General features: G+C 62.8%; 11 protein-coding genes, 2 tRNA genes, 2 rRNA genes and 1 riboswitch (1 of these 16 cut by a window edge). Of the genes, 9 read left to right on the top strand and 6 right to left on the bottom strand.

Annotated features, from left to right (window positions below; all coding sequences use genetic code 11):
- Positions 1 to 114 precede the first annotated feature (114 nt).
- Positions 115 to 194: riboswitch (SAM riboswitch) on the top strand.
- A gap of 85 nt (positions 195 to 279) precedes the next feature.
- Positions 280 to 1,488: a homoserine O-acetyltransferase MetX gene (gene metX, locus V5279_RS40125; protein ID WP_338692345.1), complete on the top strand. Its 1,209-nt coding sequence runs from the start codon at positions 280 to 282 to the stop codon at positions 1,486 to 1,488.
- Positions 1,485 to 2,150: a methionine biosynthesis protein MetW gene (gene metW / locus V5279_RS40120; protein ID WP_029079707.1), complete on the top strand. Its 666-nt coding sequence runs from the start codon at positions 1,485 to 1,487 to the stop codon at positions 2,148 to 2,150. The genes metX and metW overlap by 4 nt, the downstream gene beginning before the upstream one ends.
- Positions 2,151 to 2,165: 15 nt before the next feature.
- Here metW and V5279_RS40115 read toward each other — a convergent pair whose 3' ends face one another.
- Entirely contained in the window at positions 2,166 to 3,038 is an 873-nt protein-coding gene (locus V5279_RS40115; RefSeq protein ID WP_338692344.1) for an alpha/beta hydrolase, read from the bottom strand.
- A 230-nt stretch (positions 3,039 to 3,268) separates the two neighbouring features.
- On the opposite strand from V5279_RS40115, the gene V5279_RS40110 reads away from it, so the two are divergent.
- Positions 3,269 to 3,931 (top strand): TIGR02594 family protein, encoded by a 663-nt coding sequence (locus V5279_RS40110; RefSeq protein ID WP_338692343.1) that lies wholly within the window; start codon positions 3,269 to 3,271, stop codon positions 3,929 to 3,931.
- Positions 3,932 to 3,973: 42 nt separating this feature from the next.
- Here V5279_RS40110 and V5279_RS40105 read toward each other — a convergent pair whose 3' ends face one another.
- Together V5279_RS40105 and V5279_RS40100 are read right to left on the bottom strand one after the other, a co-directional pair.
- Positions 3,974 to 4,765, bottom strand: a complete 792-nt coding sequence (locus V5279_RS40105) for an MOSC domain-containing protein (RefSeq protein ID WP_338692342.1) — start codon at positions 4,763 to 4,765, stop codon at positions 3,974 to 3,976.
- Positions 4,766 to 4,821: 56 nt separating this feature from the next.
- The gene (locus V5279_RS40100; RefSeq protein ID WP_166307568.1) at positions 4,822 to 5,337 is read right to left on the bottom strand and encodes a GNAT family N-acetyltransferase; all 516 of its coding nucleotides are present in this window, start codon (positions 5,335 to 5,337) and stop codon (positions 4,822 to 4,824) included.
- Between the two features lie 57 nt (positions 5,338 to 5,394).
- On the opposite strand from V5279_RS40100, the gene V5279_RS40095 reads away from it, so the two are divergent.
- Together V5279_RS40095 and clpB are read left to right on the top strand one after the other, a co-directional pair.
- On the top strand, positions 5,395 to 5,958 hold the full coding sequence (locus V5279_RS40095) for an XRE family transcriptional regulator (protein WP_338692341.1): 564 nt from the start codon (positions 5,395 to 5,397) through the stop codon (positions 5,956 to 5,958).
- 191 nt (positions 5,959 to 6,149) lie between these two features.
- Complete coding sequence (gene clpB / locus V5279_RS40090; RefSeq protein ID WP_338692340.1) at positions 6,150 to 8,801, top strand: ATP-dependent chaperone ClpB; 2,652 nt, start codon at positions 6,150 to 6,152, stop codon at positions 8,799 to 8,801.
- Positions 8,802 to 8,857: 56 nt separating this feature from the next.
- Here clpB and V5279_RS40085 read toward each other — a convergent pair whose 3' ends face one another.
- From V5279_RS40085 to V5279_RS40075, 3 genes are all read right to left on the bottom strand, one after another.
- Positions 8,858 to 9,124 (bottom strand): hypothetical protein, encoded by a 267-nt coding sequence (locus V5279_RS40085; RefSeq protein WP_338692339.1) that lies wholly within the window; start codon positions 9,122 to 9,124, stop codon positions 8,858 to 8,860.
- An 88-nt stretch (positions 9,125 to 9,212) separates the two neighbouring features.
- On the bottom strand, positions 9,213 to 9,575 hold the full coding sequence (locus V5279_RS40080) for an SPW repeat protein (RefSeq protein ID WP_338692338.1): 363 nt from the start codon (positions 9,573 to 9,575) through the stop codon (positions 9,213 to 9,215).
- Positions 9,576 to 9,761: 186 nt separating this feature from the next.
- Positions 9,762 to 11,822, bottom strand: a complete 2,061-nt coding sequence (locus V5279_RS40075; RefSeq protein WP_051346107.1) for a M23 family metallopeptidase — start codon at positions 11,820 to 11,822, stop codon at positions 9,762 to 9,764.
- An 853-nt stretch (positions 11,823 to 12,675) separates the two neighbouring features.
- On the opposite strand from V5279_RS40075, the gene V5279_RS40070 reads away from it, so the two are divergent.
- The 4 genes from V5279_RS40070 to V5279_RS40055 all read left to right on the top strand — a co-directional run.
- Positions 12,676 to 14,166 (top strand): 16S ribosomal RNA (locus V5279_RS40070).
- Positions 14,167 to 14,382: 216 nt separating this feature from the next.
- A tRNA-Ile gene (locus V5279_RS40065) sits at positions 14,383 to 14,459 on the top strand.
- A gap of 35 nt (positions 14,460 to 14,494) precedes the next feature.
- Positions 14,495 to 14,570 (top strand) — tRNA-Ala (locus V5279_RS40060).
- 420 nt (positions 14,571 to 14,990) lie between these two features.
- Positions 14,991 to 15,092 (top strand): 23S ribosomal RNA (locus V5279_RS40055) (it continues 2,744 nt past the right edge of the window).
- Together the 16S and 23S rRNA genes with 2 tRNA genes alongside form the textbook arrangement of a ribosomal RNA operon.

Genomic DNA, 15,092 nt, shown 5'->3' with positions numbered 1-15,092 from the left:
AAAGACAGCCACCGAAAGCAAAGAGAAACGTCGCAGGCGTGCCTTGCGCATTCGGTTAACCAATCGGCCGGGGATCTGGCTGCCTTGACGGCGGGGGAGCCGGGGACTACGTTCCCAGCGTCCCGTGGTCATTTGAGCCGGCCGGCTTGCAGCCACGTTAAACAACTCGCTAAACAGGCCGGGGACCTTATCAGCTCCCGGCCGAACCTTTGTTCAGGCCGGGTTTTTTATTGGCCTGAGGTCCGTCGAGCCCTCCCGCGCGGAGGCAGGGTCGCCTAGATGAGCAATGTGCGTCCGATATCGAGCCCACAAACCCAGAGCGATGATCGCGCCCATGAGGCCGATCATCCGTCGTCATTGCTGACGAAGTTCGGGATGGACCAGCCGCTGAAGCTCGATTGCGGCATCGATCTCGCGCCATTCCAGGTCGCCTACCAGACCTATGGCGAGCTCAATGCCGACCGCTCGAATGCGATCCTGGTTTGCCACGCGCTGACCGGCGACCAGCACGTCAACAACACCCATCCCGTCACCGGCAAGCCCGGCTGGTGGGACACTATGGTCGGCGCGGGCAAGCCGATCGATCCCGAAAAATACTTCATCATCTGCTCCAACGTGATCGGCGGCTGCATGGGCTCGACCGGGCCGGCGTCGCTGAATCCTGCGACCGGCAAGGTGTGGGGGCTCGATTTCCCGATCATCACGATCCCCGACATGGTGCGCGCGCAGGCGATGCTGATCGATCGGCTCGGCGTCACCACGCTGTTCTGCGTGGTCGGCGGCTCGATGGGCGGCATGCAGGTGCTGCAATGGACCGCGGCCTATCCCGACCGCGTGTTCTCGACGCTCGCGATCGCCTGCTCGACGCGCCACTCGGCGCAGAACATCGCGTTCCACGAGCTCGGCCGCCAGGCTGTGATGGCCGATCCGGACTGGCGCGGCGGCCGCTATGTCGACGAGGACACGCATCCGCATCGCGGATTGGCTGTCGCGCGCATGGCCGCACACATCACCTATCTGTCGGACGCCGCGCTGCACCGCAAGTTCGGGCGGCGGATGCAGGACCGCGAGCTGCCGACCTTCTCGTTCGATGCGGATTTCCAGGTCGAGAGCTATCTGCGCTACCAGGGCTCGTCCTTTGTCGAGCGCTTCGACGCTAACTCCTATCTCTATCTGACCCGCGCGATGGACTATTTCGACATCGCCGGCGACCATGGCGGCGTGCTGGCGAAGGCGTTCGCCGGCATCAAGACGCGCTTCTGCGTGGTGTCGTTCACCAGCGACTGGCTGTTTCCGACCTCGGAATCGCGTGCGCTGGTGCATGCGTTGAACGCGTCGAGCGCACGGGTGTCGTTCGCCGAGATCGAGACCGACAGGGGCCACGACGCCTTCCTGCTCGACGTGCCCGAATTCCTGGAGATCTCCCGCGCCTTCCTGCAGGCCGCAGGCAAGGCGCGCGGACTGAACGGCGGCGGCGGCCAATCATGAGCATGCAGCAGACATTGCCGTTGCCGGGCGTCGCGCCCGAGCGAACCGGCAGCTATCGCACCGATCATCTATTGGTCGCCGACATGGTGCGGCCGGGCTCGCGCGTGCTCGACGTCGGCTGCGGCGACGGCGAATTGCTGCAGCTTTTGGAGAGCCGCGGCATCGACGGCCGGGGCATCGAGCTGTCGCGCGAGGGCGTCAACGGCTGCGTCGCCAAGGGGCTGGCGGTGGTGCAGGGCGACGCCGACACCGACCTCGTGAATTATCCCGATGACGCCTTCGACTACGTGATCCTGTCGCAGACGCTGCAGGCGACGCGGCAGCCGAAGGTGGTGCTGGAGAATCTGTTGCGCATCGGCCAGCGCGCGATCGTCTCGTTCCCGAATTTCGGCTTCTGGAAGATGCGGCTGCAGCTCCTGATCGGCGGCCACATGCCGCGCACCGAGAATTTGCCGGCAAGCTGGTACGACACGTCAAACATCCATTTCTGCACCATCAAGGATTTCGTGCAGCTCTGCGACGAGATCAACGTCAAGATGGAGCGCGCGGTCGCGCTCGATCTCTACGGCCGCCCGGTGCCGCTCAATCTGCCGTGGTGGGTGTGGAACATGTTCGGCGAGCAGGGCGTGTTCCTGCTCAGCCGGGGTGGGCAGGGGAAGTGATCGGTGCGTGTCGCGTCAAACCGGCGCCGCCACCAGCGATCTCGGATCGCGCACCGGCCAGCGGCCCGCCTCGACCAGCGCGATGAAGCGCTCCACCATCTCGTTGAACAGCGCCGGTTCCTCGAGGTTGAGCACGTGACCCGACTTCGGGAAGAACGACAGGCCGGCGGCCGGCAGATGCTGCTTCAGGAACATGCTGGGCGCGATGCAATTGTCGTCCTCGTCGCCGCACAGGATCAGCGCCGGCGTGGCCGCGCGCTTGACGGCCTCGGTCATGGTGTAGATCGAAGGCCTGCCGCCTTGAAAGCTGCGCATCGTGTTGGCCGAGCCCTTGGCGTCATGGCGGGCGAGCGCGGCGTAGAAGTCGGCATGGCCGCGCGGATCCTTGACCAGGAACGGAATCCGGCTCGGCGCCTCGCGCGTCACCTTGGCGACCTCGACCGAGCCGATGGTCTCATATTGCTCGGCATTGGCGCGGCACTGCGCGCGGAAGGCTTCGAGATTCTCGAGGCTGGAGCCGGAGCCGACCGCGGCGAGCGTCATCGAAAGCGCGCGCTCGGGCGCATTGAGGGCGACCTGCAGCGACGAATAGGAGCCCATCGACAGGCCGATGAAGTGGGCCTTCGCGATGTCGAGGTGGTCGAGCACCGCAAGCGCGTCGGTGTAGAAATGCTTGTAGGTGTAGACGTCGGCAGACGGCGGCACGTCCGACGGCGTGTAGCCGCGCGCGGAATAGGCGATGCAGCGGTGTCCGCGCGAGAGGTAGCGCATCTGCGGTTCCCAATTGGTGTGGTCCGCGGCGAACTCGTGCAGGAAGATGATCGGGGTTCCGTGGCCTGCCTCTTCGAAATGCAGGCGGACATTATCTTTCGCGACGGCGTGGGGCATTGAAATTCTCCTCTCGTTGGCCAGCCTCAGATTTGCAATTAATTTTCGCGGCCGCAATGCGGCAGCTCCGATTATTTTTGGTCATGGAGTTTGCGCGGAATGACCCAGAAATCGTTTCCGCAGCGCCGCATGAAATCTTCCTCTCGCCACATCCCGAATTTCAAAACCACCGCCGCGTTCCCAAGGGAACGCGATGGGGAATCGGGGTGTTACAGAGGATCTCGAGAAGTATGGTTCAGTTGCTTGCGTATCGCCGGTCGCTTCGGGTTTTGGCACTGGCTCTGTGTTCGCTCACGCTCGCCGTGATCTCCGCCGCTCCGGCGTCCGCCCGTCCGCATCATTCGCGTCACGCGCATTCGGCCCATGCCGGCCATCACGCGCGGCACTATGCCCGTCATCACTATCGCCACGCCGCGCGGCTGTCGCGCTCCGAGCGCCGCGCGCTGACGCAGGCCACAGCCCTTACCGAGGCCAACGCGGCCGTGATGCCCGGCATTGAAGCCGTGCCCAACACCGGCGGCGTGAGTGCTGCAAGCGGCTTCGGCTCGTCGGGCATCGTCGCCGAGGCGCGCCGCTATCTCGGCGGCAATCCGACCGACCGCCGTAGCCTGTGGTGCGCGCGCTTCATGAACATGGTGCTGCAGCACACCGGCTATCGCGGCACCGGCTCCGACATGGCGAGCTCGTTCGCCAAATACGGTGAGCGCGTTTCCGGGCCGCAGGTCGGCGCCATCGCCGTGATGAGCCGCCGCGGCGGCGGTCACGTCGGCATCATCACCGGCGTCGATGTCAAGGGCAATCCGATCATGATCTCGGGCAACAGCGGCCATCGCGTCCGCGAGGCACCGGTCTCACGCGGCCGGATCTACGCCTACGTGATGCCGACCAACTGATCCGCCGAAAGCTGGGCACGGCGCATGCGCGCCTTGCCCGGCCTACGAAGCCATCGGCTGTTCGGCGGCAATCGTGTCGCCGACGGCCGCATCGCCGTCACTGATGATCTCGGCGTAGATGCCACATTCATTGTTGCCGAAGCGCTGCATCAGCGTGTTCGGGACCGAGAGGTCGCGCACGCCGGTCTCGGGATCGACATTGACCGCGGCGCAACGGGTGATGCGCTTCACCACCCTGGCCCGTGCGCTGCCGATCGCAATGGTCTGGTCGAGCAGGCTGGCTTCGTGCCAGGCCGGCCAGCCCTCGACATAGAGGTTGGCGCGGAAGCGCAACGGATGGACCGGCGCCTGTACCATCTCCTCGATCGCCCGCAGGCTCGCCAGGTTGATGATCGAGACCACCTTGCGCGGGACGTCGGAAAAGCTGTGCCCCGGGCTGACCAGGACCTTGGGCGGTCCCTTGATCTGGCTGGCATGACGGTCGGCGAAATAGCGCTCGATCGCCGCGCGCCCTGCTTCGGTCTCGAGATCGCCCTGGGCCAGCATCGCGCCGTCGCGGCGCAGCGTCAGCACATGGCTGTCATCGTCGAAATGGGTGCGCAGCGGCGCCAGCCACTCGTCCCGCTGCAGCATCAGGAAATGCGGCTTCGCCAACCATTTCGGCGCCGACGGATCGAAACCGCTCGGGCCGTTCTCGATCGCGTAGCGGCGATCCGAGCGCAGCGTCTGGCCGATCTTGAGCTCGGTACGGGGCAGGGGCTCGGGCGTGAGTCCCTTGACCGGGTAGCGATAGATGCCTGTGATCCGGGCGGAGGAAGCTTGCGTAGTGTCCATCCGCCCGCTCTAGCCTGTTTGGCGCGCGAGGAGAACCGCCGCCATTAGTAAGGCAGCTAGTCAGGCCGCGCCGCGCCGGCCTCATCCAGCACGCGCTGCATGAACACCAGATCGAGCCAGCGGCCGAACTTGCGCCCGACCTCCGGCATCCGGGCAACCTCGACGAAGCCGGCCTGCGCATGCAGCCGCAGCGAGGGCTGATTGCCGCCGTCGATGCCGGCGATCATGACGTGCTTGCCGAGCGCCATCGCAGCGGCGACGAGCTCGTCGATGATGACGCGGCCAAGGCCGCGGCCGCGATGATCGGCGTGGATATAGATGCTGTGTTCGACGCTGTAGCGATAGCCGGGAAAGGCCCGGAAATCGCCGAACGTGCCGTAGCCGAGCACCGTCGTCCCCTCGACGGCCACCAGCACCGGATAACCCAACGCCTGCCGCGCCCTCATCCAGGCCAGCCGCTCGGCGTCGGTATCCCGCTTCTCGGTCCAGATCGCGTTCGAGTTGGCGACCGCCTCGTTGAAGATCGCGGTGATCGCAGGAATGTCCTGCTCGGTGGCGGGGCGGATGATCATCAGCGGTTCCTCGACGGGCCTCTTGAACAACCCCGGTTGTCCACTATATAAGACAATATGTCAATTATAGAGGACAAGGCCGATGATGCTCTCGGGCGGCGGGTTCGCGCCGAGCGGGAGGGCCGCGGCTGGTCGCTGGCGGAACTCGCTGGCCGGGCAGGCGTGTCCAAGGCCATGCTGAGCAAGATCGAGCGGGCTGAGGCAAGCCCGACGGCGGCGACGCTGTCGCGGATCGCCACGGCCTACGGCCTGACCATGGCGGCGCTGTTCGAGGTTGCGTCAGGCAGTTCCCGCCTACAGCGGGCCAAGGATCAGCCGGTGTGGCGCGATCCGAAGGTGGCCTATCTGCGGCGGCAGGTGTTCCTGCATCCGGCCAATCCGCTGGAACTGGTGGAGATCGAGCTGCCTGCCCGCCAGGAAGCCGGCTTCCCCGCCAGCGCCTATCACCTGGTCCGCCAGGTGGTGTGGGTGATCAGCGGCCGCCTCACCTTGATGGAAGGGGCGGTCCGCCACGAGCTCGCTGCGGGTGACCGTGTCGAGCTCGGCCCGCCATCGGACATCGTCTTCCGTAACGAAACTGCTCAGCCCTGCCGCTACCTTGTCGCCATCGTGCGGCGCTGAGCTCCACCAGGTGAAATCGCAGACTGTGGCTCTTCCGTTTTGGAACCAAGTGCCCACATCTGCGGCAAGCCTGAAAAATGATGGCGACGACCAGAGGCTGGTTGAGGAACGTCAACGCGGCCCGCGGAAACCCAATGAAGATGCTGTTGTCATGCCTGAATGGGTGGCGACGGCAGGCCGAGGGAAAACGAATGAACATTGAGAAGTACACCGAGCGCTCGCGCGGATTCATCCAGTCTGCCCAGTCGCTCGCAATGCGCGACGGTCACCAGCAGTTCTCGCCGTTGCATCTGCTAAAGGTGCTGCTGGACGACAATGAGGGGCTGGCCGGAGGTCTGATCGACCGTGCAGGCGGCAATTCCAGAGCGATCCTGAAAGCCACCGAAGAGGCGCTGAACAAGCTGCCGAAAGTCTCGGGCAATGGTGCCGGGCAGGTCTACCTGTCGCCGGAGCTGGCGCGTGCCTTCGACGCGGCGGAAAAGGCTGCCGACAAGGCCGGCGACAGCTTTGTCACCGTCGAGCGGCTGCTGCTCGGGCTCACGCTCGAGAAAGGCAGCGAGGCGGCCTCTATCCTGAGCAAGGGCGGCGTCACGGCGCAGAACCTGAACGCGGCGATCGAAGCGCTGCGCAAGGGCCGCACTGCTGACAGCGCGACCGCCGAGAACGCCTATGACGCGCTGAAGAAATATGCCCGCGACCTGACCCAGGCGGCGCGCGACGGCAAGCTCGACCCGGTGATCGGCCGTGACGAGGAGATCCGGCGCACGATTCAAGTTCTGTCGCGGCGGACCAAGAACAATCCCGTTCTGATCGGTGAGCCCGGCGTCGGCAAGACCGCGATCGTCGAGGGCCTGGCGCTGCGCATCCTCAATGGCGACGTGCCGGAGAGCCTGAAGGACAAGAAGCTCTTGTCGCTCGACATGGGTGCCCTGATCGCCGGCGCGAAATATCGCGGCGAGTTCGAGGAGCGGCTGAAATCCGTCTTGCAGGAGGTCTCGACCGCCGAGGGCGGCATCATCCTGTTCATCGACGAGATGCACACGCTGATCGGCGCCGGCAAGGCCGACGGCGCGATGGACGCGTCCAACCTGCTGAAGCCTGCGCTCGCGCGCGGTGAGCTGCACTGTATCGGTGCGACCACGCTCGACGAGTACCGCAAGCATGTCGAGAAGGATGCCGCGCTGGCCCGCCGGTTCCAGCCGATCTATGTCAGCGAGCCGACGGTCGAGGACACCATCTCGATCCTGCGCGGCCTGAAGGACAAATACGAGCAGCATCACGGCGTGCGCATCACCGACTCCGCGCTGGTGGCTGCGACCACGCTGTCGAACCGCTACATCACCGACCGTTTCCTGCCGGACAAGGCTATCGACCTGATGGACGAGGCGGCGGCCCGGCTGAAAATGCAGGTCGATTCCAAGCCCGAAGAGCTCGATTCGCTGGATCGCGACATCATCCGGCTGAAGATCGAGCAGGAGGCGCTGAAGAAGGAGAACGATGCCGGCTCCAAGAACCGCCTGCAGACCCTGGAGAAGGAGCTCGCCGGACTCGAGGAGAGGTCGGCGGCGCTGACGGCACGCTGGAGCGCGGAGAAAAACAAGCTCTCCAATGCCCAGAAGCTGAAGAGCGAACTCGATGCGCTCCGCGTCGAGCTTGCCAACGCGCAGCGTCGCGGCGAATTCCAGAAGGCGGGCGAGCTGGCCTATGGCCGGATCCCCGCGCTAGAGAAGAAGCTCGCCGACATCGAGGCGGCCGAAAGCAGCAAGCAGAGCGGCGGCGAGATGATCGAGGAGGCGGTTACCGCCAACCACATCGCGCAGGTCGTCTCGCGCTGGACCGGCGTTCCGGTCGACAAGATGCTCGAGGGCGAAAAGGACAAGCTCCTGAAAATGGAGGATTCGCTCGCCAAGCGCGTCGTCGGCCAGGCCGAAGCCGTGCGTGCGGTGGCAACCGCCGTGCGCCGTGCCCGCGCGGGCCTGCAGGACCCGAACCGGCCGACCGGCTCGTTCATGTTCTTAGGGCCGACCGGCGTCGGCAAGACCGAGCTGACGAAGGCGCTCGCCGCTGACCTGTTCAACGACGAGACCGCGATGGTCCGCCTCGACATGTCCGAGTTCATGGAGAAGCACTCGGTCTCTCGGCTGATCGGCGCGCCTCCCGGCTATGTCGGCTACGACGAGGGCGGTGCCCTGACCGAAGCCGTGCGGCGCCGGCCCTACCAGGTCGTGCTGTTCGACGAGATCGAGAAGGCGCATCCCGACGTCTTCAACGTGCTGTTGCAGGTGCTCGACGACGGCCGGCTGACCGATGGTCAGGGCCGCACCGTCGACTTCCGCAACACGCTGATCATCATGACCTCGAACCTCGGTTCGGAATTCCTGGTGAATCAGCCGGAAGGCGAGGACACGGCGGCAGTTCGCGACAAGGTGATGGGCGTCGTGCGGGCGCATTTCAGGCCGGAATTCCTGAACCGCATCGACGAGATCATCCTGTTTCACCGCCTCCAGAGGAGCGAGATGGGCCGCATCGTCGAGATCCAGTTCGCGCGGCTGCGCAAGCTGGTCGAGGATCGCAAGATCGAGCTCGCGCTCGATGCGAAGGCGCGGGATTGGCTCGCCGAGAAGGGCTGGGATCCGGCTTACGGTGCCCGTCCGTTGAAGCGGGTGATCCAGCGCAGCGTGCAGGACCCGCTGGCCGAAATGATCCTCGCCGGCGAGGTCAGGGACGGCGATCACGTCAAGATTTCGGAGAAGGGTAACGTGCTGACCTTCAACGGTCAGGTGCCCAAAACCGCCGAGATCGTGCAGTTCGAGGCCCCGGTCTCGAAGCGCAAGCTGAACTGACGGCTCAACAATAAAAAATCCTCCCCGCAGATCGCGGGGAGGATTTGGTTTGCGAGTCACTCCTGCGGGACGATCGGCGGCGACAGGCCGCCGGGCTCGTCGTCCTCGGCGGGCTCGAGCTCGGACAGGATGTCGACCAGCTCGCGGGCGCGGCCCGTGGCCAATGGCCTGCCGGCATTGATCAGCGGCTCGTCATTGGCGAGCCAGGCCTGCGCCTCGGCAAGCTCGGTGACGGTAGCTCCCGATGCAATGATCCTGGCAATCGTGACGTCATCGGCGTGGCCGACGGCCTTCAACACATCGTCGCGGGTGAGCGGGGTCATGGCGCAAATCCTTGTGCTATCTTCGTTGAGCACAACCCCTGTCCGCCGGCGATCCGCGCCGGCGGGCAGGGACGCATCAGTTCAAGGCTCAGCTGTGCGTTGTGAGCCGAGGCGGATGCTGGGACATTACCCAGAGCTCGATCGCCGCAAGGACCGCGACGGCGATGCCGATCACCACGTGCACGGTCGTCGCGGTGGTCATTCCCTGGAAACCCAGGACCCAGGGCGAGACCAGCGCCCAAAACCCGACGATGAGGTTCAGCCACTCCTCCCAGACCGCGAATGCCGCGAGCGCGGCGATCGCAAGGATCGCCATCGCGAGGCCGACGATGTGGGCGTTGGTGGAAACCGTTCCGGCGTCGAACTTGAACAGCCACGGCGACAGGAAGAGAATCGCGCCGAGGATCAGGTTTGCGACGTCACACAGTTTTGCGTTCGTCCAGTTCTCCATGACACCCTCCATTGGAGGTTTCACTGACGAATCAACTGGATGATCGCCGTTCGGGTTCCCATCTTGCGGCGCGAAATTTAGTGAAACTGGCGGCGTGACGGCCTGGAAACGGCATCGTATCTGCGCTGCGCCTACAGCGTTTCGTAGGATCTGCGCGGCCGGACGGGCCGGCGGCCTCTTGCATCATCAGCGGTTGGTGGAGCGCGTCTGCGACGTCGAACTGGTGGCGTCCGAGACGATGCGGGCGCTGCCGCGGCTCGACATCTGGGCTTCGATCCGGTCGCGCTCCTTCTCGAAGCCCGCGAGCATCGGACCTTCGAGCGAGCGGCCGCGCGGAAGTTTCACGCGCATCGGATCGACGAATCGGCCGTTGACCAGGATTTCGTAGTGGACGTGGGGGCCGGTCGACTGGCCGGTCGAGCCGACGAAGCCGATCACTTGGCCCTGCCGCACCTTCTTGCCGATCTCCATGCCCTTGGCGAAGGCCGACATGTGGCCATAGGCCGTCTCGTAGCCGTTGGAATGCTTGATGCGGATATATTTGCCGTAACCGCCCTCGTACCCGACCTTTTCGAGCACGCCGTTGCCGGAGGCAAAAATCGGCGTGCCGTAGGCGGTGGCCCAGTCGACGCCGGTGTGCATCTTCACATAGCCGAGGATCGGATGGCGGCGGCCGCCGAAGCCCGAACGCATGATCGCGGTGTTGACCGGCTTGCGCACCAAAAACTTCTTCGCGCTCTTGCCGGTCTCGTCATAGTAGTCGACGACGCCGTCGTCGGAGCTCTGGAAGCGGTAATATTTCTTGGTTTCGCCGCCCACGGTCAGCGCGGCATAGAGCACTTCGGTCTTTTCGGTGCTGGTGACGCCCTCGTCCTCGCCGGCATAGTACACATCGAAGCTGTCGCCGGGCTGCACCTTGCGCTGGAAATCGACGTCGTAGGAGTAGATCTTGACCATGTCGTCGATCACGGTCGGCGGCACCTTGTTGCGCAGCGCGGTCTCGTAAATGCTCTGATAGAGCCGCACGCCGCTGCCATCATCCTCGTCATCGTCGCTGGAATTGTCAGCGGTGTCGGTCGTGGTGTTCATGCTCTGCACGTCGACGGCGACGTATCGGCCGATATCGGACAGTGCGGCGATGGCCTCGACGACGGATTCGTTGGCGACGATCACGCGATAGGGCTGCAGCCTGACATTCGGTCCGGGAGTCGCCGGCGCCATCAGGATTCGTACCTTCTGGCCTTCCTTCAGGCCGCCGTCGCGGCCGCGCGGGCCGAGCGTCGCGGCAATCGCCTTCGCCTCGTCGGGCGTTGCGCCCTGGTCGCGCAGGATCGAGGTGATGCTGTCGCCCTTCTTGACGAGGTGAACCCGTTCGCCGGTCGGATTGCCGCCGGTAACCTGCTCCTTGGTCTTCGGCAGCAGGGTGACGTTCTCCGGCACCACGCGGGTCTCGAAGCCCGCATAGGGATCGGGGGCGTTGCCCTCGGTGGCGTAGGCCAGCCTCATGTCGGGCCCGGCGCCGGTCGCGTCGGCCGCGGCATTGGCGAGTGAGGCGTAGCGCACTGAGTTGCCGGAGCCGCGCCAATTGGCGGCGTCGCGGACCCGCATCAGGATGTCATCGAGCGCGACGACGGCAGCGAGCTTCGCTTTCGGCAGCACGGATGCCAGATCCTTGGTGACGAAAGAGACCTCGGCGTCCGGCTCGGCCGCCGCATTCGGATCCTCGGTCGCCGCCGGCGTGTCGGAGCCGACATCGGTCAGAAGACGTTGCGCGTTGAACGCAGGTATTTTTGCCGACAGATCGCTCGTGGTCATCGAGAGATTGCCGGAAATGCGGATGAAGGGCCGCACCCGCATCACGTCGCGATTGCCGACGCGGGTTACGGTCGATACGCGCACCAGGCTGCGGGAGGCGGAGGATTCGCTGGGTGGCGGCAGGCGGTCGCCCTTGTGTACGCTGACGACGCGATCATTGCCGGTGAACGCGCCGCGCAGCGCGCCTTCGACGCGCTCCGGCACCTTGGCAAAAGTCATTTCGCCGTCGAGCGACGCAAAAACGGCGCCGCCGATCAGGGCCGCGCCACATAGACCAGTCAGAATGGTGCCGCTGAACCATTGAACGGAGACACGGCGGCGATCGATCACCGCAGCCTCGGTGCCGTCGACTGAAAGCGGCGGCTCGTGACCGAGATCGATCATCCCGGTCTCGCGCCCAATGCCGCTTCCGCGTGACGCCCGTTGGCTCAACCCTGTATCCCCCCAAATTCCAGCAACTGCGATCGACCTCTGCTCGTCCCTGTTCCCACCTCGATTCCTCGACGAGGAATTCCGGCAGTGTGGCGAGCCACACGCATCGAAGCCGAGAAGCCGATGGCCATTAGCTAGCCGCGATCTCGAACGTCAATGGTGTGAAGATCTCTCGATGTTGCTCGGCCGTGTAGGGAAAGAGGCGACGGGTTCTTGGAGATAATCGCCTAGTCCCCCGAAAAAACCACCCGAGCCCCCACAGGTTTCGAGCGGTTCAATGCATACCTTATAGCCAGAACGTCGCAGGATTGTGGCTCAAGTGCGGCGCAAGGTCCCCAAATATCAGGGACTTTTCCGCCCCTGAAAAAAGTTTGTCGTCATGCGACGATTTCTTGACGATGAGTGTTGACAGGTCCGAAGGGGCGGGCCTATAAGACACCCACTGAGCGCGGCGCTGCATTGGCCCACCGGCCAAGGCAAGCATTCGCGCCCTTTATGCTCCTCACTTCGATGAGTGACACAACAGCCGACATAAATCGGTTGGGGTTTACCATCGATTGCTGAAGGGTAGAGCCACCCTCTAGGGTGTGGGGTCGTCGGATCCCGGGCTGTTTGACAAGTAAAGATGAAGAAAGAGAAACGTGGACGGCGGAGTCCTTGCGTCCCTCGGAATACTTGAAAGCTTCGGCTTTTGACGTTCTGAGGGTGGACGAAAGACTTCGGCGGTACACGTTTTAAAGGTTACACCATCGTTGTCAGCGATGTGAATCGCGGACAGCTCGTCGACTTCGGTCGGCGAAGAATGGTGGGACCTCGTCAAACGTTGTGATCGGCCGGTTCAAGGTTTCAAGTCCAACTTGAGAGTTTGATCCTGGCTCAGAGCGAACGCTGGCGGCAGGCTTAACACATGCAAGTCGAGCGGGCATAGCAATATGTCAGCGGCAGACGGGTGAGTAACGCGTGGGAACGTACCTTTTGGTTCGGAACAACACAGGGAAACTTGTGCTAATACCGGATAAGCCCTTACGGGGAAAGATTTATCGCCGAAAGATCGGCCCGCGTCTGATTAGCTAGTTGGTGAGGTAATGGCTCACCAAGGCGACGATCAGTAGCTGGTCTGAGAGGATGATCAGCCACATTGGGACTGAGACACGGCCCAAACTCCTACGGGAGGCAGCAGTGGGGAATATTGGACAATGGGCGCAAGCCTGATCCAGCCATGCCGCGTGAGTGATGAAGGCCCTAGGGTTGTAAAGCTCTTTTGTGCGGGAAGATAATGACGGTACCGCAAGAATAAGCCCCGGCTAACTTCGTGCCAGCAGCCGCGGTAATACGAAGGGGGCTAGCGTTGCTCGGAATCACTGGGCGTAAAGGGTGCGTAGGCGGGTCTTTAAGTCAGGGGTGAAATCCTGGAGCTCAACTCCAGAACTGCCTTTGATACTGAAGATCTTGAGTTCGGGAGAGGTGAGTGGAACTGCGAGTGTAGAGGTGAAATTCGTAGATATTCGCAAGAACACCAGTGGCGAAGGCGGCTCACTGGCCCGATACTGACGCTGAGGCACGAAAGCGTGGGGAGCAAACAGGATTAGATACCCTGGTAGTCCACGCCGTAAACGATGAATGCCAGCCGTTAGTGGGTTTACTCACTAGTGGCGCAGCTAACGCTTTAAGCATTCCGCCTGGGGAGTACGGTCGCAAGATTAAAACTCAAAGGAATTGACGGGGGCCCGCACAAGCGGTGGAGCATGTGGTTTAATTCGACGCAACGCGCAGAACCTTACCAGCCCTTGACATCCCGGTCGCGGACTCCAGAGATGGAGTTCTTCAGTTCGGCTGGACCGGAGACAGGTGCTGCATGGCTGTCGTCAGCTCGTGTCGTGAGATGTTGGGTTAAGTCCCGCAACGAGCGCAACCCCCGTCCTTAGTTGCTACCATTTAGTTGAGCACTCTAAGGAGACTGCCGGTGATAAGCCGCGAGGAAGGTGGGGATGACGTCAAGTCCTCATGGCCCTTACGGGCTGGGCTACACACGTGCTACAATGGCGGTGACAATGGGATGCTAAGGGGCGACCCTTCGCAAATCTCAAAAAGCCGTCTCAGTTCGGATTGGGCTCTGCAACTCGAGCCCATGAAGTTGGAATCGCTAGTAATCGTGGATCAGCACGCCACGGTGAATACGTTCCCGGGCCTTGTACACACCGCCCGTCACACCATGGGAGTTGGTTTTACCTGAAGACGGTGCGCTAACCCGCAAGGGAGGCAGCCGGCCACGGTAGGGTCAGCGACTGGGGTGAAGTCGTAACAAGGTAGCCGTAGGGGAACCTGCGGCTGGATCACCTCCTTTCTAAGGATGATCCTTCAGATCGCTCACGCGTTCTATCGGATCGTTTTAGAAACATTCAGGGGCCAACAGTTTCAGGATTGTTGAGCTCCATTGGCGGGATTTCGCCGTCTTCGTTTCTCTTTCTTCGCGGACGAACACGCGCCAGGGGCTGAGCGCTTGAGCGATGCATCGGCGCGAGTCGGTTGCGCGCCGGCATGCGCATGCCTCTCGTGTTAGGGGCTTGTAGCTCAGTTGGTTAGAGCGCGCGCTTGATAAGCGTGAGGTCGGAAGTTCAAGTCTTCCCAGGCCCACCATTTTGATCGAGTGCGGAGCATTCGTCTTCTGGTACGGGGCCATAGCTCAGCTGGGAGAGCGCGTGCTTTGCAAGCATGAGGTCGTCGGTTCGATCCCGTCTGGCTCCACCAGGTGGAATTGAAGCTCAAGAATGCGCCTTGTTCAAGAAGCTCTGTTCAAATCGTCCGCGAAACATCACTTCGCACTCATTGGTCCGGATGGACGGTGACGTGCGTGTTTTCTGACATCGTAAAGAGGAGATCGATCCGAGTTTGGATCTGCGGAGTAATTCGCGGGTACCATTCATAATCTCCAGATCGTTTTCGGCGCTCGCGCATCGCAGTTCATCGCAAGATGAGTGGGGTGAGCGAGTTGTAAAACGATCTTTTTAGCGAAGCTTGACCGCCTCGCTATCGGGCCGATCTTACGAAGCAAGCTGGTCTTTCTAGTCAATGTCCGGCTGTGCAATCGCATTCATCGAGGATGCGCGCCTTAAGTGGCAGTTACACAGACAACATTCTGCCGAGTGTGTGGACATTGATAATGAGAGCAATCAAGTGCCTTAAGGGTGTTCGGTGGATGCCTTGGCGCTGAGAGGCGATGAAGGACGTGCTACGCTGCGATAAGCCGTGGGGAGCTGCGAAGAAGCTTTG

Source organism: Bradyrhizobium sp. 26S5, from assembly GCF_036923295.1.
Lineage (GTDB): Bacteria > Pseudomonadota > Alphaproteobacteria > Rhizobiales > Xanthobacteraceae > Bradyrhizobium > Bradyrhizobium septentrionale.
This window is presented reverse-complemented; position numbering and strand designations above follow the sequence as displayed.

Bases quoted from the DNA above. Each gene is read 5' to 3' on its own strand.
- metX (WP_338692345.1), top strand. From the start codon at position 280: ATGAGCAATGTGCGTCCGATATCGAGCCCACAAACCCAGAGCGATGAT.
- metW (WP_029079707.1), top strand. From the start codon at position 1,485: ATGAGCATGCAGCAGACATTGCCGTTGCCGGGCGTCGCGCCCGAGCGA.
- V5279_RS40115 (WP_338692344.1), bottom strand. From the start codon at position 3,038: ATGCCCCACGCCGTCGCGAAAGATAATGTCCGCCTGCATTTCGAAGAG.
- V5279_RS40110 (WP_338692343.1), top strand. From the start codon at position 3,269: ATGGTTCAGTTGCTTGCGTATCGCCGGTCGCTTCGGGTTTTGGCACTG.
- V5279_RS40105 (WP_338692342.1), bottom strand. From the start codon at position 4,765: ATGGACACTACGCAAGCTTCCTCCGCCCGGATCACAGGCATCTATCGC.
- V5279_RS40100 (WP_166307568.1), bottom strand. From the start codon at position 5,337: ATGATCATCCGCCCCGCCACCGAGCAGGACATTCCTGCGATCACCGCG.
- V5279_RS40095 (WP_338692341.1), top strand. From the start codon at position 5,395: ATGTCAATTATAGAGGACAAGGCCGATGATGCTCTCGGGCGGCGGGTT.
- clpB (WP_338692340.1), top strand. From the start codon at position 6,150: ATGAACATTGAGAAGTACACCGAGCGCTCGCGCGGATTCATCCAGTCT.
- V5279_RS40085 (WP_338692339.1), bottom strand. From the start codon at position 9,124: ATGACCCCGCTCACCCGCGACGATGTGTTGAAGGCCGTCGGCCACGCC.
- V5279_RS40080 (WP_338692338.1), bottom strand. From the start codon at position 9,575: ATGGAGAACTGGACGAACGCAAAACTGTGTGACGTCGCAAACCTGATC.